The organism is Mycobacterium sp. MUNTM1 (assembly GCF_054660795.1).
This window is the reverse complement of record NZ_BAAGDE010000025.1, coordinates 51,412-69,503: the sequence shown is the minus strand read 5'-3', so window position 1 is coordinate 69,503 and position 18,092 is coordinate 51,412. Positions and strand designations below refer to the sequence as shown.

Below are 18,092 nucleotides of genomic sequence, written 5' to 3'. Positions count from 1 at the left end.
GTTTCCGTGGGCTCTTTCATCCCGGGGCCCTCTTTCCTGATGGCCAGAATTATCCCTTGCCAAAAGTCGCCCGGGGGGGCGGTGCCGCGCCGTGGGGGGGCACCGCTGCTGGCGGTCCTGGCGATCTGCGCGGCGGCCGCGGTGCTGGCGCCCTACGTCTTGATCTGGGTGATCATCGTCGCCTACCTGTGCCACGTGCCGTTCGCCATCCGCAACTCGCGCTGGCTGGCCGCGCACCCCGAGGCGTGGGACGACGCGCCCAAGCAACGCCGCGCCGCCCGGCGGGCGATCCGCCGGGCACAACCCAACCGCCGGTCGGTGGCGCGGCTGGGCCTGCGCAAGCCGGGCAGGCGCTTGCCGTGAGTCGCTCCGGCGACGATGCGCACCGCGCCGGTTCGGCCCGTCAGCTCACGCTGACCGCCCGGCTGAACACCTCCGCCGTCGACTCCCGCCGCGGCGTCGTTCGGCTGCATCCGAATGCCATTGCCGCACTGGGCATTCGGGAATGGGACGCGGTGTCGCTGATCGGGGCGCGCACCACGGCGGCCGTCGCGGGCCTGGCCGGACCGGACACGCCGGTCGGCACCGTGCTGCTCGACGACGTGACCCTGTCCAACGCGGGACTGCGCGAGGGCACCCCGGTGGTGGTCGGCACGGTCACCGTCTACGGCGCGCGGTCGGTGACGCTGTCCGGCTCGGCGCTGGCCACCCAGTCGATCTCGCCGGTCACGCTGCGACAAGCCTTGCTGGGCAAGGTGATCACCGTGGGCGACGCCGTATCGCTGCTGCCCCGCGACCTGGGCCCCGGCACCTCGACGTCACAGGCTGCCGCCGCGCTGGCCACCGCGGTCGGCATCAGCTGGACCTCCGAGCTGCTGACAGTCACCGGCGTCGACCCCGACGGGCCGGTGAGCGTGCAGCCCAACTCGCTGGTCACCTGGGGCGCCGGCGTGCCGTCCGGTGCCGCGGCCGCGCCGCGGATCTCGGTCGAAGTCGCCAAGCCGGAGATGGTCGTCGAGGAACTGAAAGGCACTCAGCCGCAAGCGGCCAAGCTCGTCGAATGGCTCAAGCTCGCGCTCGACGAACCGCACCTGCTCAAGACACTGGGTGCCGGCGCCAACCTCGGCGTGCTGGTGTCGGGCCCGGCCGGGGTGGGCAAGGTGACGCTGGTGCGCGCGGTATGCGGCGACCGCAGGCTGGTCACCCTGGACGGCCCGGAGGTCGGCGCGCTGGGCGCCGAAGACCGGGTCAAGGCCGTGGCTTCGGCGGTGCAGACCGTCCGCGACGGTGGCGGCGTGCTGCTGATCACCGACGTCGACGCCCTGCTGCCGGCCACCGCCGAGCCGGTGGCCTCGCTGATCCTGGGCGAGTTGCGCAATGCCGTGGCCACCGAGGGCGTCGCCCTGATCGCCACCTCCGCCCGACCCGACCAGCTCGACGCCCGGCTGCGGGCCCCCGACCTGTGCGACCGCGAGCTGGGCCTGCCGCTGCCCGACGCCGGCACCCGCAAAGCGCTGCTGGAGTCGTTGCTACGCAACGTCCCCACCGGCGATCTCGACCTCGACGAAATAGGCTCGCGTACACCGGGTTTCGTCGTCGCCGATCTGGCCGCGCTGGTGCGCGAGGCGGCGCTGCGAGCGGCGTCGCGGGCCAGCGCCGACGGTCGGCCGCCCGAACTGAAACAGGAGGACCTGATCGGTGCGCTCACCGTCATCCGGCCGCTGTCCCGCTCGGCCACCGAGGAAGTCAGCGTCGGCAACGTCACCCTCGATGACGTCGGCGACATGGCCGAGGCCAGACAGGCGCTGACCGAGGCCGTGCTGTGGCCGTTACACCATCCGGACACGTTCGCCCGGCTGGGCGTCGAGCCACCGCGCGGCGTGCTGCTGTACGGGCCACCGGGCTGCGGCAAGACCTTCATCGTGCGGGCACTGGCCAGCACCGGGCAGCTGTCGGTGCATGCCGTCAAGGGCTCCGAGCTGATGGACAAATGGGTCGGCAGCTCTGAAAAGGCGGTGCGCGAACTGTTTCGGCGGGCCCGGGATTCGGCACCGTCGCTGATCTTCCTCGATGAGGTGGACGCGCTGGCGCCGCGGCGTGGGCAGAGCTTCGATTCGGGCGTGACCGATCGAGTGGTCGCCGCGCTGCTGACCGAGCTGGATGGGGTCGACCCGCTGCGCGACGTGGTCGTGCTGGGCGCCACCAACCGGCCGGATCTCATCGACCCCGCGCTGCTGCGGCCAGGCCGGCTGGAGCGGCTGGTCTTCGTCGAGCCGCCCGAAGCGGCGGCCCGCGGCGAAATCCTGCGCACGGCAGGCAAATCCATTCCGCTGAGCGGCGACGTCGACCTGGACGAGGTGGCGGCCGGGCTCGGCGGCTACAGCGCCGCCGACTGCGTGGCGCTGCTACGGGAGGCCGCGCTGACCGCGATGCGCCGATCTATCGACGCCACCGACGTGACGGCCGCCGACCTCGCGACTGCGCGCGAAAACGTCCGCCCCTCTTTGGATCCCGCGCAGGTCGAGGCGCTACGCGCGTTCGCCAAAGCTCTGTAGCACGGCCAGCGCCGAGGACGCCACGTCCTTTTCCAGCCAGCTCGGCATCGGGTCGTCACGCGCGTGGCGCCGCACCACGGCGTAGGGCAGGTCGGCCACCGCTCGCGCGACCGCGTCGACGGAGCGCGGCCTGTTGTTGCCATACAGTTGGCGGGCCAGCGCCGCGACGTGCTGCGTCAGTGGGGCGTTCATCGCGGCGAGCGTCCGCTGGAAGGCCGCGTCGGGCTCGCCGTCGAGCAGGTCGCCGGGCCGGACCGTCAACAGCAGCCGCGCATCGTCGGGCAGGGCGCGCGCGAAGCCGACGGCGGCCACGGCCATCGCCACGGCGGTCGCCGTCGGGGTGTCGCCCTGCGCCGCCAGCGCGCGCGCCTGGAAGCGTTCGAGGGCCCGCAGCCACGCCGCGGTGAGGATGCCGTCGCGGTTGCCGAACCGGTGATACAACGTGCCCGCCGGCGCGCCACTGGCTTTCGCGATGGCGGCCACGCTGGCCGCGCGCGGGCCGCCGTCGAGCACCAGCGCCCGGGCCGCGTCGAGAATCACATCGGTTTCGTGCTTCCGCGGAGGAGCCATGATCTAGTATATTCCTTCTATATGGAACGATTACCCTATATCGATGAGCATGCCATAACCATCGACGCCAACCGCGACGACACGTGGGCGGCGCTGCTGCGGGTGATGTGCCGCGACCCGCACGACCCGTCGACCGTGCCCTTCGGCTTCGTCCTGGACGAGGCCCGACCACCGGCGCGATTCGCGCTCAAGGGCCGCCACTGGTTCGCCGTCTACCGATGGGTCTTCGAGCTGGACGCGGTGGACGGCTCCTCGCGAACCCGGGTGCGGGCGGCGACCTGGGCGGACTTCCCCGGCATCCATGGCAAGGCCTACCGTGCGCTGGTGATTGGGACCGGAGGGCACCGCATCGTCGTGCGGCGAACCCTGAAACGCGTTGCGGCAGCGGTGCTCGACGCGCGGGCCCAGACCGGCGAGACCGCGGCCGACTACGTGGACGTCTTCGAAGTGCCGATCACCGCCGGCGACACGCGCACGGCCGAACAAGCCTTTCGCGACGGACTCGGCGACAGGCCGGGCGCGGGCGGAAAGCTCGTGTTGTGGGTCCACCGCAACGTGCTGCGGTTGCGCCTGGGTCCGTCGCGCTCCGCCGGTCACCTGATCGGCTGGCCGATCGTCCGGTCGGATCCCGACGAGCTGGTGTTGGCGACGCGCGGGCCGCTGATGCGCGGGGAGCTGACGCTGCGCCGCCAGGACGGCCGACGCGCGGTGCTCACCACCCGGCTGCACTATCGCCGCCGGATAGCCGCCCCGGCGGTCTGGGCGTTGATCGGTCCGCTGCATCGGGTCGTGGCGCCGCGGCTGATGCGGCGCAGCGCGCGACGGGGTCGTGTCCCGGCGGGGATAAGTTAGGCGGCATGACCGAACACCCGACCGCGCTGCAGGTCGTCGACGGAATCGATTTGTCCGGCAAGACATGTGTGATCACCGGCGCATCGTCGGGTCTGGGCCGCGCGTCGGCCCGGGCGCTGGCGGCCGCGGGCGCGCATGTCGTCCTGGCCGCCCGCAACCGCGAAGCGCTCGCGGAGGCGGCCCACTGGATCGCCGCCGAGATACCCGGAGCCCGGACATCCACGGTGCAGCTCGACCTCACCGCGCTGTCCGGCGTTCGCGCGGCGGCCGCCGCGATCGCGGGCATCACCCCGGTCGTCGATGTGCTGATGAACAACGCCGGCGTCATGTTCACACCGTTCGGCCGCACCCGGGATGGCTTCGAATTGCAGATCGGGACAAACCATTTCGGACACTTCGAGCTCACCCGGCTGCTCGTCCCGCAGCTCGCCGCCGCCGGTGGACATGCCCGGGTCGTCGCCCTGTCGTCGGGTGGCCACATGATGGGTGACGTCGACTTCGGCGACCCGAACTGGGAGCGGCGCGACTACGACAAGTTCGCCGCCTATGGAGCATCCAAGACGGCCAACATCCTGCACGCCGTGGAGGCGGACCGGCGCCTGCGCGGTGCCGGAATCCGTGCCTACGCCGTGCATCCGGGCACCGTGGCCACTTCGCTCGCGAGGTACATGTCACGCACGGATTTCTCCCAGTTGCGCAAGCTCGCCGCCGAAAACAGCCCCGAACCCTCCGACGGCCGCCTCGACTTCGTCACGCCCGACCAAGGGGCGGCGACGCAGGTGTGGGCGGCGGTCAGCCCGCAGCTGGCCGACCGGGGTGGCCTCTACCTGGAGGACTGCCGGATCAGCGAAGCCGCGCCGCACGCCCGCGACCCACGGCGCGCGACCGAACTATGGGATCTCTCCGAGAGGCTGTGTGCCGCAAGCTGACCGTTCATAGCTCGGGCAACGGCGCCCAGTCGCGGGACAACTGCGCGGTGAAGCGCGGCGCACGACGATCGAGGAATGCGGCGACGCCCTCGGCGGCGTCGGCGCCGCCCATCACCCGTTCGTGCAGCAGGGTTTCCAGCGCGGCGACCTGGCGCGGCGTGTAGCGATTGATGGCGGTGTCCCACAGCAGGCGTTTGCACATCGCCGCCGACATCGGCGCGACGTTGACCGCGATGTCGCGGGCGACGGTCAGCGCATGGTCGAGCACCTGCCCGGCGGGCAACGAGCGGTTGGCGACACCGAGCTCGGCGGCCTCGGCGCCGCCGAATGTGCGCCCGGTGAGCAGGATGTCGGCGGCCACCCCGAGGGTGGTCAACTGGGTCAGCGTCCAGTGCGACATGCAGTCCGGCAGCACACCCCGGCGCACCTGCACCACACCGTATTTCGCGTCCTCGGCGACGATGCGGATGTCGGCCTGCAGCGCGATGGTCAGCCCGATGCCGATGGCGTGGCCGTTGACCGCGGCGATCACCGGTTTGCGCAACTCGAACGCCGCCGGGGTGATCGGCGAGGCCGAGAACGTGCCATCGTCCGCGGGCGCGTCGAACGGGCTCGCGTCGCCGGAGAAATCGGCGCCGGCGCAGAAGGCGCGCCCGGCGCCGGTCAGCACGATGGCCCGGACGTCATCGTCTTCGTCGCACTCCCGGTACGCGCGGCCCAGCAGCTCGCCCATCTCGGCGGTGTAGGCGTTGAGCCGGTCGGGCCGATTGAGCGTGAGTACCGCTACGCCCGAATCGATTTCGACGGTCAGGTCGGTGCTCACGGCAGCGCGGGCACCCGGTGCAGGGCGCCGATCATGTCGGCGACATCCGCGGGGCGGGGGGTGTAACCCGGGAAGTAACAGCACACCTCGTCGGCGTGCTCGCCGAACCGGGCGGCGATCTGCTCGGCACACTGCTCGGGCGTCCCCACGAACCCGATCCGGGCCACCATCTCGTCGGTGATCAGCCCGCGCATCTCGGCGAAGCGGGCCTGCTTGGACAGCGCGTTGAGGTCGGGCTGGACGTCGTCCCAACCCTCGACCTGCAGCACGGGCAAGTACGCCGGCGTGGAGCCGTAGAACGCGATGAGCGAGCCCACCCCGTCGATCGCGGTCGCCAGGTCGGCCTCGTCGCGGCCGACCGCCACCATGGCCTGGGCGATGATCTGAAACTCGGTCAACGTCCGCCCCGAGCGGCGCAGCCCCTCACCGATGGCGGGCACGGTGCGCTCGGCGAAATGACGGGCACTGTTGAACGGCATCACCAGCAGGCCATCGGCAGCCTCGGCGGCGGTGCGCGTCATCACCGGCCCCAGCGCACCCAGCAGCACCGGCGGCGGCCCGAACGGGTTGGGGCCGGGATTGAAGTTGGGCGCCATGATGGTGTGCGTGTAGAACTCGCCGCGGAAGTCCAAGCGGGCCTTGCCTTCCCATGCGGCGAAGATCGCCTTGATCGCGGCGATGGCTTCGGCCATCCGCGGCGCGGGCCGGTCCCAGCTGCTGCCGTAACGCTTCTCGATGTGCGCCTTGATCTGCGAGCCGAGGCCGAGCCGGAATCGGCCGCCGCTGCAGAGCTGCAGGTCGTAGGCGGAGTGCGCCATGTGTAACGGGCTGCGCGGCGGGGCGATCGCCACGTTGGTCATCAGGTCCAGGCCGGTCGTTCCGGCGGCGATCAGCAGCGGGAAGAAGACGTCGTGCTGGCCCTCGAAGGTGAACAATCCGTCTGCGCCCATCGCGGCGATCTCGGCGGCGCTCGCCGCCGCCTGCGCCGGCGAACCGCTGACCTGGAGATGTACCTTCATGCACCCGTCCTATTTCCCACACCGGTCATTCGGAAAGCTGAAACTCCACCACCTCGGCGACCGCGTCCACAGCCTCGCGCAGCGCGGCCAGGCGGTCGGCGGCCGTCGGCGCCGACAGCACCGAATAGCGATCGGCCGTGCCGATCGGGATGCGAGACGCCAACGCGAACAGGCGCTTTCCCGCCGGGCCGCCCCGGTCGTCGCCCAGGATCACGTCGCGGCCGGGGAGCTTGATGTCGCGAGCCTGCGCGATCCGTTCGAACAGCGCCATGGCCCGGTCTTCGACCTCGAGCAGCTGATCGTCGGTCACCGCAGCGCCGGGCTCGTCGGGCCACGGGGTGACCGTCGCCCGGGGATACGGGTCGTCGGGCAACCACTCGGACACCCGAATGCGGTCCCCGGTATGGCAATTCAGCACGTAACGCCCGGCGCCTTGGTCGACGCATTCGATGATCCGGGACAGGACACCGACGTCGCAGCGCGCATCGCCGCCACCGACCTCGCGCCCGCGGGAGATCAGCACCACGCCGAACGGCTCGCCGATGTCCATACAGTGCCGCACCAGCGCGCCGTACCGGGGCTCGAAGATCCGCAATGGCAGGGCCTGGTCGGGCAGCAGCACCGACTCCAGCGGAAACATCGCCAGCTCAAGGGGTTCCGTCATCAGATGTCCAGTTCGGCCACCAGCGCGTCGACGACCGCACGCAGGTCGCCGTCGTGTTCCTCGGCCACCCGGCGCTGCCGCTGATAGGAGGCACCCTGCCGTGGGATATCGGCCACCGCGGCCAGCTCGTCGACGCAGTTCAACTTCTTGGCCACCGGCTCCAGCCGGTTCAGCACGTCGTCGAGATCCTCGGTGACCAATCGCTCGTTGCTGTCGGCGTCCAGGATGATCACCGCGTCCAGGCCGTAACGGGCGGCGCGCCACTTGTTCTCCTGGTTATGCCAGGGCGGCATGCTCGGCAGCGACTCGTCGGCTTCCAGCCGGCGATCCAGGTCGACCACCAGGCAGTGCGTCAGCGCGACCAGCGCACCCAGCTCGCGCAGGTTGGACACGCCGTCGCAGATGCGCATCTCGATCGTGCCCAGGTGCGGGGAAGGCCTGATGTCCCAACGCACTTCGTCGACGTGGTCGATGATGCCGGTCTTCTTCTGGTCGTAGACGAAGCGTTCGAATTCCGCCCACGTCTGGAATTGGAACGGCAGCCCCGCGGTGGGGAGCTGCTGAAACATCATCGCCCGGTTGCTGGCGTACCCGGTGTCCACACCCGTCCACCACGGCGACGACGCCGACAGCGCCAGCAGGTGCGGGTAGTAGTTCAGCAGCGACGTCATGATCGGCATCACCTTGTTCGGCGAGGAGATGCCGACGTGCACGTGCACACCCCAGATCAGCATCTGCCGTCCCCACCACTGGGTGCGCTTGATCAGTTCGGCGTAGCGCGGTGCGTCGGTCAGCTTCTGAGTAGTCCACTGCGCGAACGGGTGTGCGCCGGCGCAGAACAGCTCCATGCCCCGCTCGCGCACGACGCGGCGCGCCGGACCCAGGGTCTGCCGCAGATCCTCCATCGCCTCACCCGCGGAGCGACAGATGCCGGTGACCACCTCGACAGTGTTGCGCAGCAATTCCTTGTGTACGCGCGGATTTTCGCCGATCTCGGCGATCACCGCGGTGGCCTCGTTGCTCAGGTCGCGGGTGTGCGCGTCGACGAGGGCGAACTCCCACTCGACCCCGAGGGTCGGCCGTGCCGAGCGGGCGAAGTCGATGTGGGTGTTGGCCCTGTTAGCCGGCACCGATGACACCGCACGCCACCCGCTTGCCGGGGTCACCGGTACTCATCGTCATGTCGTTGGGGCCCGGATTGGTCTGGTTGTTGCTTCCGGCGTTGGCGGAGGTGGCCGCACCGGCGTGGATGATGATTGCGGTCTTCTGCCCGGTGAGCAGATCCTCCATGGCGAACGCGTCCGTGGTGGTCATCAGCGTGCCGGCGCCGTCCTTGCGCACCTGCAACGGGGGCAGGGCTCCGCTGGCCGGCTCGCCCGCGTGCCCGGGCGCCTGGAAGTGGTCACCGGCGGACAGGAAGTCGCCGGGCGCGCCGCCGGTCGGGGCGACCGAGTTGGGTTCGCACTTGCCGACCTTGTGGATGTGCATGTCGTGGAAGCCCGGCGTGAGCACGCCGTTGGCCGTCGTCTCGATGGTGATGGTGGCGTAGCCGTTGTTGAATTCGAATTTCGCGGTGGCGACCTGCGTCCCGTCCGGCGCCTTCAGGTGCGTGGTGATGCTCGGCGCCGTCGCGGGCCCCGGCTCGGAGGCCTTGGCCTCCGAGGGTGACGGCGATCCGGTCCAGACCGCGGGGGTGGTACCCGGAACCGACGACGCGTTCTGAGGCGACGAGCAGGCGCCGAGCAGCGCGACACAACCGGCCAGAACCAACGGAGGCAGCTTAGGCATAGCCAGCAGCCTAGCCCGGCGACGATGCGAGCCGGAACGGCTCGCGGCGGAGTCGGGCCATCAAGCCCAGCCCGGCGATTAGCCCGCGACGAGGACGATGACGCCCGGCGGCTCGCCGCTGAGTGCGGGGATTCGCGGTTCGACGGGCGCGCCCAAATTCTTGCCCACCGCATCGGCGGTGGCGTGCTCGTCGCCGGCGTCGGTGTAGTAGACCGTGGTGGCGGAGACGTCCGGCACGGTCATGTTGTCGACCTTGGTGACTTTGAAACCGGCGGACGTCAGCTGGTCCTTGGTGCGCGCGGCGACACCCTCTTTCGAGGAGATGTTGTAGATCTGCACCTCTGCCTGGGTGCTGGCCGGCTTGTTGGTGGGCGACGCCGACGCCGAGCTGGTGGCGCTCGCGCTGGACCCCGCGGACGCCGAATCGTCGTCGGAGCTCCCGGACGAACCCAGGGCCTGCCAACCGAGCAGCAGGAAAATGACGCCGAGGAACAACAGCACCATCACCATGGCCCGCAGGGGCAGCCCGGTGGAGTCGGGAACTCGTTCTTTCATCGACCCCTACTGTAACGAGTCAGGTCACCTCGAAGCCGAGGCGCCGCGCCGCACGTGCCTTCTGCCTGCTAGCGCGCAGCCGGCGCAGCCGTTTCACCAGCATCGGGTCGGCGGCCAGCGCCTCGGGCCGATCGACGAGCGCGTTGAGCACTTGGTAGTAACGCGTCGCCGACATGGAGAACAACTCCTTGATGGCGTCTTCCTTCACACCGGCGAACTTCCACCACTGGCGCTCGAAGGCCAGGATGTCGTGCTCGCGGCGGGTCAGCCCATCTGCGATCTCAGAGTCGTCCCCCGATCGATTTGCCCGCGCCATGGCGCTGTCCATATCGCTTCCCCTGGACCCTTTCGGCGAATTCCGAACTGCTCGAATGACTTGACTTAGCTAAGGGCGTCTTTCGGCGAATATTGAAACACGCGCCAAACCCTCAAGCCGTCATCCAGACCCGCGAGTCGGCCGATTGGCCAAGATTGCCCAGACTCCGATCGCAGGCTGAGCGGCCCGCGGGCGTGCGGTAGCTTAGCCGACCATGGCCGTCGTTCCGATCCGCATCGTGGGAGATCCCGTCCTGCATACCCCGACACAGCCGGTGCCGGTCGCTGCCGACGGTTCACTGCCCGCGGACCTGGCCGAGTTGATCGCGAACATGTACGACACCATGGACGCGGCGCACGGGGTGGGGCTGGCGGCCAACCAGATCGGGGTCGGCCTGCGGGTCTTCGTCTACGACTGCGCCGACGACCGGGGCCGCACCGAGCGCCGCCGCGGTGTCGTCGTCAATCCGGTCCTGGAAACCTCCGAGATACCCGAGACCATGCCCGACCCGGACAACGATGACGAGGGCTGCCTGTCGGTGCCCGGCGAGTCCTTTCCGACCGGCCGCGCCAAGTGGGCCCGCGTCACCGGGCTCGACGCCGACGGCCAGCCGATCTCGATCGAAGGCAACGACCTGTTCGCGCGGATGCTGCAGCACGAGACGGGGCACCTGGACGGCTTCCTCTATCTGGACCGACTCATCGGCCGGCACGCCCGCAGCGCGAAACGTGCCGTCAAATCCCACAACTGGGGCGTACCGGGCCTCTCCTGGATGCCCGGCGAGGGACCGGACCCCTTCGGTCACTGATGGTTTTGTGGCCCGACCCGGGAACCCGGGTGACGGTTCGCTATCGCCGCCCGGCCGGTTCGGTGCCGCCGTTGACCGACGCGGTGGGCCACCTCCTGGCGGTCGACCCGGTAGTGCGGGTGCAGACGAAGACCGGCGCGGTCGTCGAGTTCGCCCCCGCCGACGCGGTCGCCTTGCGGGTGCTCACCGACACCCCCATCCGCACGTCGCAGATCCGCGCGCTCGAGCATGCCGCCGCCGCGGCCTGGCCGGGCGCGGAGCACTCCTGGCTGGACGGCTGGCTGCTGCGAGCCGGCCACGGCGTCGGGCTCGCCGCCAATTCCGCGGTGCCGCTGGATCTTTCGGCCCAGGTAAGCACCGTCCCGGCGATCGTCGACTGGTATGAGCGCCGCGGCCTCGCGCCGCGACTGGCCCTGCCCGATCGGATGCTGCCGACACCGCCCGGGCTGACCGGCGAATGCACGGAACGTGTTGTGGTGCGCGATCTTTCCGGCGCGCCAGCCCGCGCCGCCGGCCCGTCCGTTGCCTTGTCAGCGCGCCCCGATGACGCGTGGCTGCGGGTATCCGGCGGCGACATCCCGATCGACGTGCTCACCGCCGTGATCGACGGCGAGCTCGCGTTCGCGCGCCACGGCGAGGAAGCGGTCGCGCGCGCCGCGGTGACCGGCGCGCCCGATGGCGCGCGCTGGGTGGGCATCTCGTGCCTGCGCTTCGCGGACGCCGACGAGCGGACGGCGGCGAACGTATGCGAGGCGCTGCTGGCGTGGGGCGCCGCGCGCGGCGCGACGCGAGGCTACCTGCGGGTGCCAGACACCGGCGCGACGACGCTCGCCGCGGCACTGGATTTCCGGCTGCACCACCGCCGCCGCTACGTCCCGGTGCGCCCCGGCGACTGGGATAGCGTCTAGTCATGCCCGACCAGACGCTTGATGGCGGCGACCCGCCGCGTCCGGCTTCGCCGCTGCGGCTTGCCACCTGGAACGTCAACTCGATTCGCTCCCGGCTGCCCCGCGTCGTCGACTGGCTGGCCCGCGCCGACGTCGACGTGCTGGCGATGCAGGAGACCAAGTGCTCCGACGGCCAGTTCCCCACCCTGCCGTTCTTCGAACTCGGCTACGAGGTGGCCCACGTCGGTTTCAATCAATGGAACGGAGTGGCCATCGCGTCGCGCGTCGGCCTCGACGATGTGCAGATCGGCTTCGACGGCCAGCCCACCTGGAGCAGCAAGCCCGAAGTCGCCGCCACTGCGGAGGCCCGCGCCCTGGCCGCCACGTGCGGCGGCGTCCGGATGTGGAGCCTCTACGTTCCCAACGGACGCGCCCTGGGCGACCCACACTACACCTACAAACTGGAATGGCTTGCCGCACTGCGTGATTCGGCGGCAGGTTGGCTGCGCGACGATCCCACCGCCGCGATCGCGCTGGCCGGTGACTGGAACATCGCCCCGCAAGACGACGACGTCTGGAGTATGGAGTTCTTTGCCGGCGCCACGCACGTCTCGGAGCCCGAGCGACGCGCGTTCGAAGCCATCGTCGAGGCGCAATTCGCCGACGTGGTGCGCCCTTTCGCGCCCGGCCCCGGGGTCTACACGTACTGGGACTACACCCAGTTGCGGTTCCCCAAGCGGCAAGGCATGCGCATCGACTTCATCCTTGGCTCACCGGCTTTGGCGGGCCGCGTGACCGACGCGCAGATCGTCCGCGAAGAACGCAAGGGCAAGGCGGCCAGCGATCACGCGCCGGTGCTCATCGATGTGAGGCGCGACTAACCACGGCCAGCACGACCGGGCGTCACATTAAGCTCCGGCAAATTCGGTGCGGCTTCTCGTTGTCTGCGCGATGGCTTGGTGGCAGGCTTTAAAAATCAATAGCACGAGCAGGGAGTCATCATGAGTGTCATCGGCGGAGCAGTCCGAGGCGTGAGTCAGGCGGTGAACCGCGCGGCGACCGCGACGACCGCGGCCGCCGGTGCCGTGGGTGGCGCGGCGGTCAACGGGGTCATCGGCGGTGTCACCGGCGCCGCGGAGGGCGTCAAGCGCGGGATGAACAGCGGCAGCCATTCGGCGCCCGCGGCCGCGCTGGCCTTCGGCGCGCTGGGCGTCGCCGGATTGGTGGAGTGGCCGCTGCTGCTGGCGGTGGGCGGCAGCGCCCTGCTGTTGCAGAAGTTGAGCCGCAAGCAGGGCGCAGAGCCCCGCGCGGTCAAGGCGAACCTCACAGCGGTGCCGGCGGAGCCGGCGCCGCGCAAGTCGGCGCCCGCGAAGACCGCCACCAAGTCCACGGCCAAGAAAACGGCCGGACGCCGGGCGGGCTCCACGAGGCTGCGCAGCACCAACTAGGCGAACCCGCCGCCGGTCAGCCGGTCGCTTGGCTGTACACCGCAGGCCCCACGTGCGGCAGCGGCAAGCGCACCACCCGATCTTTGGCGTGGGCGGACGGGTCCGGACAGATGGGCCCCCGGATCACCCGGGGCCGCGCGTTCGTGCCGCGACGAGGCGCCCGATCGCTGTGCCGAATCTCGACCACCCCCACGCGCCACAACAGCGCATAGAGTTCGAGTAGCGGCACCCTCAGCACCGAAGCAAACGATGAAACTAGCGGATCGCCCCCGGTGTCGGTCATCGTCGACATAAGTCCGACGTTGGACGCGCGACCCAGCGAGACGGGAAACCCTTCGTTACCGAAAGGCAAATGATGGCGGAAAAGAAGTCGCGGTGCGGCACGACCCAGCGCGAGGCGGTGGAGAAGGTCCGCGAGGGCGAAACATTCGTGGTGAACCTGCCGGCGGTCGGTCAGGTGGAAATCCCCAGGCCAGAGCAGCTGGCCTACTTCGGCGGGCTGGCGGCCCTGGCGGCCCTCGAACTCATCGACTGGCCGGTGGCCCTGGTCATCGCCGCCGGACACTTCCTGGCGAGCAACCACCACAACAAGCTGCTGGAGGAGCTCGGCGAGGCGATGGAGGAGGCCTAGCCGGTCAGCTCCCCGCGACGGCGTCGTCGAAGCGCAGGGTGACCCGGGTCCCGGCCGGGGTACGCAGCGTTTCCACGCCGTCGGCCAACCCGCTCATCAGCGTGAGCCCGCGTCCGCGGCGGCGGCTGCGCAGGCTGGCCGACGAATCGCCGACCCACCGGCCGGTGTCGCTGACGGTGACCGCGACGGTGCCCCGATGTAGGAAGGCCTCGATGGACACCGTCTGACGTCGCTCAGCGCGGCTGCCGTGTTCGATCGCATTGGTGACGGCTTCACCGGTCGCCAACAGGATGTCCGTTTCCCGGCGCGGCTCGACGACGATGGTGTTCAGCCAGTCCCGCAGCTGTTCGCGCGCGACGGGAATCTGAGCCGGCGCGGCCGGCACCACGGTGGCGAAGCTGCCCGCGGCCAGGTGGCTGGGCCGTAGCGCGAGCACCACGACGTCGTCGCGGTAGCCGGACGGCGGGGTCATCCGGGACAGCAACTCCGCACAGATCTGTTCCACCGGCAGCCCGGCGCACTGCGCCGCGGCCGCCCGGAGCCGCTCGAATCCGTCGTCGAGCGTTTCGCCGGGCCGTTCGATGAGTCCGTCGGTATAGAGCAGGATCAGCCCACCCGCCGGCAGCTCGGCCGTCGCGGTGTCGCGGGGCGGTTCGTCCGCCGCGCCGGGGGCGCCGTTTCCCGTCACCGACACCGGGGCACGCCGGCCGGACTCCAGATAGACCGCGCGACCGTCGGGCAGCACCAGCAACGGGTATGGATGTCCGGCGCAGCTGTAACTGACGGTGGCGGCGCCGTCCCGGGCCTCGGTGTCGATCTGCGCGTACGCCACGGTCGCGCAGCGCGCGCCGTCGACGCTGGCGGCGTATCGGTCCAGCGCTCCCAGCACCGCGTCCGGCTCGCCCGCGGTCAGCGCGGAGGCGGCGACGGCCGCGCGCAACCTGCTCATCACGATCGCAGCGGCCAGTCCGTGGCCGACCACGTCGCCGACCGAGATCGCGATCCGGCCCGGATGGTCCAGCGGGGTGACCGAGTACCAGTCACCGCCGACCCGCATCGCCTCCCCCGCCGGCTGGTAGACGGCCGACACCACCGCGGCGGTGGAACCGCGATCCAGGTCCAGCAGGTGCTCTTGGAAGTCGATCGCGATCTCGTGTTCGCGCGCCATCAGGCGCACCCGGTCCGCGGCGGCGGACGTCAGCTCGGCCATCCGGGCGAAGGCGTCGAGTTCGGCGGCGTCGAATTGGCGCGGCGACGGCCACAACAACGCCAGCACGCCCAGGATGCGGCCGGAGCCGTCCCGCAGCGGGTGAGCCACGCAGGCGCGGATGCTGGCCGCGCTGTCCTGCACGGCGTGCTCGTAGCGCGGCGGCAGCTCGAACGTGTCGGTGACGACCATCGACTCACCGGTGCGCGCGACGTCTGCCCCGATCAACGGGGCGTCGAGCGCGACGACGTGGTAGCGGTCGCGGAACTCCGCGGGCAGGTCGCCGGCGTATTCGAACCGCAGGTACTGCTCGCCGTCGACCACCCCGATCGCGACGGCACCGGCGTCGCCGGAGCCGAAAGAGGAGCCCAGCAGGGCGTCCATGATTCCACCGACCGAGGTGGTGGCCTGCAGCGCCGAGTCGAGGTGCACCAGTTCCGACGCCAGGGTCGACTGCGCCTCGCGGCGCTGCCGGTCCCGCTCGCGGCCGACCGCGGACAGTCTCGACGCCAACCGATCGATCAGCTCCTGGGACCGAAACGGCTTGGGCAGGTAGTCGTCGGCCCCGCCTGCGTAGCCCTCGTTGACGGCTTCGGCGCCGGCCCGGGCGGACAGCATCAGGATCGGCGTCGCCGCCAAGTCCGGGTCGGCGCGCACCGCGGCGACGAATCCGAAGCCGTCGAGCCCCGGCATCATCACGTCGGTGACGATCGCGTCCGGGCGCAGGTTCCGCGTCGCGGCCAGCGCCGACTCGCCGTCGCCGACCAGAACCGTCTCCCACCGCGCCGACAGCACCCGGTCCAGGTGCGCCCGCATGTCGGCGTTGTCGTCGGCGATCAGCACCAGCTGGCGGGTCGTTCCGGGCGCGACGGGCTCGGCGATCGTCGTCACCCATTGACTGGCCTCGGCGACATACGGATTGGTCTCGTCCAGCCCGGCGGGCGACGGCTCGACGACCGCGCCGGAGACCGAGCGCGGCACCCGGATGGTGACGGTCGTCCCGCGGTCCACTTCGCTGTCGATCGCCACCGTGCCCCGTTGCAGTTCGACCAGCCCGCGGACCAGGGACAACCCGATCCCGGTGCCCTCGACGCTGCGGCCACGAACGTTGTCGGCCCGGTAGAAGCGCTCGAACAGCAGCTTCTGGTCCTCGGCGCCGATCCCGACCCCGGTGTCGCGCACGGCAATCACACAGTCCCCGGACTCGGCTCGCACCTGCACCGAAATCGTGCCCCGCAGCGTGTATTTGACCGCGTTGGACAGCAGATTGAGGACGATGGTCTCCCACATGCCCGGATCGAGGTCGGCCAGCGCCGGCGCGCAGTCCAGCTCCAGCTCGAGTCCCGCCCGGTGGCACAGCTCGGCGAACGACGACGCGATCTGCGCGGTGAGCGCGCCGACGTCGGTGCGCATCAGCTTCGCGTTGGCCCGGCCGGCCTCGATGCGGGAGAAATCCAGCAGCGAATCCACCAGGCGCTGCAGACGACGCGCGTTGCGTCCCGCGGTGGTGAGCCGCTCCGCGAGGACGCTTTCCGGCGCGGCGTCGGATAGCGCGTCGTCCAGCGGTCCGAGCAGCAGGGTCAGCGGGGTGCGGAACTCGTGGCTGACGTTGGTCAGAAACGCGGTCTTCGCCCGGTCCAGTTCGGCCAGCTCATCGGCGCGATGCCGTTGCTGCTCGTAGGAGGCGATCGAAGCGAATGTCGACGTCAGCTGGTCGGCCAGCAGCTGGCAGAAACCCTGAAACTGCGTGTCGAGCGGGCGCCGCGGGCTGGCCCCGATCACCAGTGCTGCCGCGGTCGAGGCCTCCCCGAGCGGCAGCACCAGGGCCTCCTGCGGACAGTCGGCGCCCAGGACGTCGTCGATGCCGGGGATCGCGTGCGCGACGTCGTCGATGACTTTGACCTCGGCGCGGGACCGCGCCGCATCCCACTCGGTCAGCTGCGCCAATCGGTCCGGCAACAGCGCCCGTACCGCCGGCGTCGCGCCGCGCAGCGTGATGCCGCCGCGCGCGCCGGCGTCGGCGTAGACGGCGATGAACGACAGGTCGGCGGGCTGTGAGGCGCACACCTTGACGGCGACACCGACCGCGTCGTCGACGCTGCGGCTACCGACGATCGCGGAGGCGACCGTGTTGAGCAGGTGCAGGCGGCGCTCACTCAGCACCCGATCGGTGGTCTCGTAGGAAGGGCAGAAGATGCCGAAGGGCTTGCCGTCGGCGCCCATCAGCGGGCTGTAGGTGAAGGTGAAGAACCGCTCCACGCGGCGCCCGGCGGTCACCATCGGCAACATCAGGTCCCGCGACCAGGTCGCCTCACCGGTCGCGATGACGCCGGCGAGCATCGGGCCGATCGAGTCCCAGATGTCCCACCACACGACGCGGCCGGGCTGGGCAAGGGAATCCGGCTTGTCGCCGAGGATCTCGATGTAGGCATCGTTGTACACCACGAACAGGTCCGCGGTGTCCAGCCACAGCACGAGCGGGAACCGAGACGCGAGCGTCGTGGCGACCGCCGCCCGCATCTCGCCCGGCCAGTCCCGCGGCGGTCCCAGGGGGTGGGCGTCCCAATCGAATTCGGCGAACCGCCGGCCCATCTCGCCGCCCAATGACACAGCAGCGGCCAGGTCAGCCGGGAGTCGCGACTCCATCACTGTCGTCTTCGTTGCAGCGCCGCGGACAGCGTCGGGTAGATGTCGAACACCCGGTCCAGCTCGGTGACCTGCATCGGCCGCAACACCTGGTCGTGGTCGGCGACCAGCCGGACCGACGTTCCGCCGGATTTCGCATCCTCGTGGCAGTCGAGCACCGCGTTCAGCGCCGCGCTGCCGAAGAAATCAACAGCCAGCAAGTCGATCACCACCGGTCGGACCGGCCGCGCCGAGGCCAGCCCGAGCGCGGTGGTCAAGTGAGCGGCAAGCTCACCGACGCTACTGGAGTCGACATCGCCTTTGACGCTCACGATCACTACGTCGTCGTGGGCCTCGTGCTCGACCGCCAACAACTTCATGCCTTTCGCCGCAGCCTACGTAGGGATCTGCTGCC

The 18,092-nt window shown here is 70.3% G+C and carries 19 protein-coding genes and 1 pseudogene; 9 read left to right on the top strand and 11 right to left on the bottom strand.

Annotation, left to right across the window (positions count from 1 at the left end; genetic code table 11):
- Positions 1-363, top strand: a pseudogene (locus ACYQ8K_RS15990) (CDP-diacylglycerol--serine O-phosphatidyltransferase); the annotation flags it as partial.
- A complete protein-coding gene (locus ACYQ8K_RS15985) occupies positions 360-2,555 on the top strand; it encodes an AAA family ATPase (RefSeq protein WP_459970391.1) in 2,196 nt (731 codons plus the stop codon). The pseudogene ACYQ8K_RS15990 and the gene ACYQ8K_RS15985, both read left to right, overlap by 4 nt.
- Here the strand turns inward: ACYQ8K_RS15985 and ACYQ8K_RS15980 are convergent.
- Positions 2,529-3,125 carry a TetR/AcrR family transcriptional regulator gene (locus ACYQ8K_RS15980; protein ID WP_459970389.1) on the bottom strand — a complete coding sequence of 199 codons (597 nt, stop codon included), beginning with the start codon at positions 3,123-3,125 and terminating at the stop codon, positions 2,529-2,531. The genes ACYQ8K_RS15985 and ACYQ8K_RS15980 overlap by 27 nt on opposite strands.
- Positions 3,126-3,146: 21 nt before the next feature.
- Between ACYQ8K_RS15980 and ACYQ8K_RS15975 the strand changes: the two genes are divergently transcribed.
- Positions 3,147-3,977 (top strand): DUF2867 domain-containing protein, encoded by an 831-nt coding sequence (locus ACYQ8K_RS15975; RefSeq protein WP_459970388.1) that lies wholly within the window; start codon positions 3,147-3,149, stop codon positions 3,975-3,977.
- A gap of 5 nt (positions 3,978-3,982) precedes the next feature.
- Positions 3,983-4,906 (top strand): SDR family NAD(P)-dependent oxidoreductase, encoded by a 924-nt coding sequence (locus tag ACYQ8K_RS15970; RefSeq protein WP_459970386.1) that lies wholly within the window; start codon positions 3,983-3,985, stop codon positions 4,904-4,906.
- 4 nt (positions 4,907-4,910) lie between these two features.
- Here ACYQ8K_RS15970 and ACYQ8K_RS15965 read toward each other — a convergent pair whose 3' ends face one another.
- The 7 genes from ACYQ8K_RS15965 to ACYQ8K_RS15935 form a co-directional block, all read right to left on the bottom strand.
- Positions 4,911-5,729, bottom strand: coding sequence for an enoyl-CoA hydratase/isomerase family protein (locus tag ACYQ8K_RS15965; RefSeq protein ID WP_459970384.1), 819 nt, complete (start codon positions 5,727-5,729; stop codon positions 4,911-4,913).
- Entirely contained in the window at positions 5,726-6,748 is a 1,023-nt protein-coding gene (locus ACYQ8K_RS15960) for a TIGR03617 family F420-dependent LLM class oxidoreductase (protein ID WP_459970383.1), read from the bottom strand. Before ACYQ8K_RS15960 ends, ACYQ8K_RS15965 begins: the two co-directional genes overlap by 4 nt.
- A 25-nt stretch (positions 6,749-6,773) precedes the next feature.
- The gene (locus tag ACYQ8K_RS15955) at positions 6,774-7,412 is read right to left on the bottom strand and encodes an LON peptidase substrate-binding domain-containing protein (RefSeq protein WP_459970381.1); all 639 of its coding nucleotides are present in this window, start codon (positions 7,410-7,412) and stop codon (positions 6,774-6,776) included.
- A complete protein-coding gene (locus ACYQ8K_RS15950) occupies positions 7,412-8,551 on the bottom strand; it encodes a glutamate--cysteine ligase (RefSeq protein ID WP_459970423.1) in 1,140 nt (379 codons plus the stop codon). Before ACYQ8K_RS15950 ends, ACYQ8K_RS15955 begins: the two co-directional genes overlap by 1 nt.
- Positions 8,532-9,200 (bottom strand): superoxide dismutase[Cu-Zn], encoded by a 669-nt coding sequence (gene sodC / locus ACYQ8K_RS15945; protein WP_459970379.1) that lies wholly within the window; start codon positions 9,198-9,200, stop codon positions 8,532-8,534. Before sodC ends, ACYQ8K_RS15950 begins: the two co-directional genes overlap by 20 nt.
- A 78-nt stretch (positions 9,201-9,278) precedes the next feature.
- The gene (locus tag ACYQ8K_RS15940) at positions 9,279-9,755 is read right to left on the bottom strand and encodes a LytR C-terminal domain-containing protein (protein ID WP_459970377.1); all 477 of its coding nucleotides are present in this window, start codon (positions 9,753-9,755) and stop codon (positions 9,279-9,281) included.
- A gap of 19 nt (positions 9,756-9,774) precedes the next feature.
- Positions 9,775-10,083 (bottom strand): DUF3263 domain-containing protein, encoded by a 309-nt coding sequence (locus ACYQ8K_RS15935; protein WP_007768412.1) that lies wholly within the window; start codon positions 10,081-10,083, stop codon positions 9,775-9,777.
- A 202-nt stretch (positions 10,084-10,285) separates the two neighbouring features.
- Between ACYQ8K_RS15935 and ACYQ8K_RS15930 the strand changes: the two genes are divergently transcribed.
- The 4 genes from ACYQ8K_RS15930 to ACYQ8K_RS15915 all read left to right on the top strand — a co-directional run bounded on the left by ACYQ8K_RS15930 (position 10,286) and on the right by ACYQ8K_RS15915 (position 13,214).
- Entirely contained in the window at positions 10,286-10,879 is a 594-nt protein-coding gene (locus ACYQ8K_RS15930; RefSeq protein ID WP_459970376.1) for a peptide deformylase, read from the top strand.
- A complete protein-coding gene (locus ACYQ8K_RS15925) occupies positions 10,879-11,787 on the top strand; it encodes an N-acetylglutamate synthase, CG3035 family (protein WP_459970374.1) in 909 nt (302 codons plus the stop codon). The genes ACYQ8K_RS15930 and ACYQ8K_RS15925 overlap by 1 nt, the downstream gene beginning before the upstream one ends.
- Before the next feature lie 53 nt (positions 11,788-11,840).
- A complete protein-coding gene (locus ACYQ8K_RS15920) occupies positions 11,841-12,647 on the top strand; it encodes an exodeoxyribonuclease III (RefSeq protein WP_459970421.1) in 807 nt (268 codons plus the stop codon).
- 120 nt (positions 12,648-12,767) lie between these two features.
- Positions 12,768-13,214: a hypothetical protein gene (locus ACYQ8K_RS15915; protein ID WP_459970372.1), complete on the top strand. Its 447-nt coding sequence runs from the start codon at positions 12,768-12,770 to the stop codon at positions 13,212-13,214.
- A 16-nt stretch (positions 13,215-13,230) separates the two neighbouring features.
- On the opposite strand, the gene ACYQ8K_RS15910 is transcribed toward ACYQ8K_RS15915, so the two are convergent.
- Positions 13,231-13,497, bottom strand: coding sequence for an Rv1535 domain-containing protein (locus ACYQ8K_RS15910; protein WP_459970370.1), 267 nt, complete (start codon positions 13,495-13,497; stop codon positions 13,231-13,233).
- A gap of 72 nt (positions 13,498-13,569) precedes the next feature.
- Here ACYQ8K_RS15910 and ACYQ8K_RS15905 point away from each other — a divergent pair, with 72 nt between their 5' ends.
- Positions 13,570-13,845, top strand: coding sequence for a hypothetical protein (locus ACYQ8K_RS15905; protein WP_459970419.1), 276 nt, complete (start codon positions 13,570-13,572; stop codon positions 13,843-13,845).
- Positions 13,846-13,849: 4 nt separating this feature from the next.
- Here ACYQ8K_RS15905 and ACYQ8K_RS15900 read toward each other — a convergent pair whose 3' ends face one another.
- Positions 13,850-17,698 carry a SpoIIE family protein phosphatase gene (locus tag ACYQ8K_RS15900; RefSeq protein WP_459970368.1) on the bottom strand — a complete coding sequence of 1,283 codons (3,849 nt, stop codon included), beginning with the start codon at positions 17,696-17,698 and terminating at the stop codon, positions 13,850-13,852.
- Complete coding sequence (locus tag ACYQ8K_RS15895; protein ID WP_459970366.1) at positions 17,698-18,057, bottom strand: STAS domain-containing protein; 360 nt, start codon at positions 18,055-18,057, stop codon at positions 17,698-17,700. The genes ACYQ8K_RS15900 and ACYQ8K_RS15895 overlap by 1 nt, the downstream gene beginning before the upstream one ends.
- Between the last annotated feature and the right edge of the window lie 35 nt (positions 18,058-18,092).

Coding starts and splice junctions, on each gene's coding strand:
- sodC (WP_459970379.1), bottom strand. CDS start 9,200: ATGCCTAAGCTGCCTCCGTTGGTTCTGGCCGGTTGTGTCGCGCTGCTC.
- ACYQ8K_RS15915 (WP_459970372.1), top strand. CDS start 12,768: ATGAGTGTCATCGGCGGAGCAGTCCGAGGCGTGAGTCAGGCGGTGAAC.
- ACYQ8K_RS15940 (WP_459970377.1), bottom strand. CDS start 9,755: ATGAAAGAACGAGTTCCCGACTCCACCGGGCTGCCCCTGCGGGCCATG.
- ACYQ8K_RS15955 (WP_459970381.1), bottom strand. CDS start 7,412: ATGACGGAACCCCTTGAGCTGGCGATGTTTCCGCTGGAGTCGGTGCTG.
- ACYQ8K_RS15925 (WP_459970374.1), top strand. CDS start 10,879: ATGGTTTTGTGGCCCGACCCGGGAACCCGGGTGACGGTTCGCTATCGC.
- ACYQ8K_RS15970 (WP_459970386.1), top strand. CDS start 3,983: ATGACCGAACACCCGACCGCGCTGCAGGTCGTCGACGGAATCGATTTG.
- ACYQ8K_RS15905 (WP_459970419.1), top strand. CDS start 13,570: ATGGCGGAAAAGAAGTCGCGGTGCGGCACGACCCAGCGCGAGGCGGTG.
- ACYQ8K_RS15975 (WP_459970388.1), top strand. CDS start 3,147: ATGGAACGATTACCCTATATCGATGAGCATGCCATAACCATCGACGCC.
- ACYQ8K_RS15930 (WP_459970376.1), top strand. CDS start 10,286: ATGGCCGTCGTTCCGATCCGCATCGTGGGAGATCCCGTCCTGCATACC.
- ACYQ8K_RS15960 (WP_459970383.1), bottom strand. CDS start 6,748: ATGAAGGTACATCTCCAGGTCAGCGGTTCGCCGGCGCAGGCGGCGGCG.
- ACYQ8K_RS15895 (WP_459970366.1), bottom strand. CDS start 18,057: ATGAAGTTGTTGGCGGTCGAGCACGAGGCCCACGACGACGTAGTGATC.
- ACYQ8K_RS15910 (WP_459970370.1), bottom strand. CDS start 13,497: ATGACCGACACCGGGGGCGATCCGCTAGTTTCATCGTTTGCTTCGGTG.
- ACYQ8K_RS15935 (WP_007768412.1), bottom strand. CDS start 10,083: ATGGACAGCGCCATGGCGCGGGCAAATCGATCGGGGGACGACTCTGAG.
- ACYQ8K_RS15980 (WP_459970389.1), bottom strand. CDS start 3,125: ATGGCTCCTCCGCGGAAGCACGAAACCGATGTGATTCTCGACGCGGCC.
- ACYQ8K_RS15900 (WP_459970368.1), bottom strand. CDS start 17,698: ATGGAGTCGCGACTCCCGGCTGACCTGGCCGCTGCTGTGTCATTGGGC.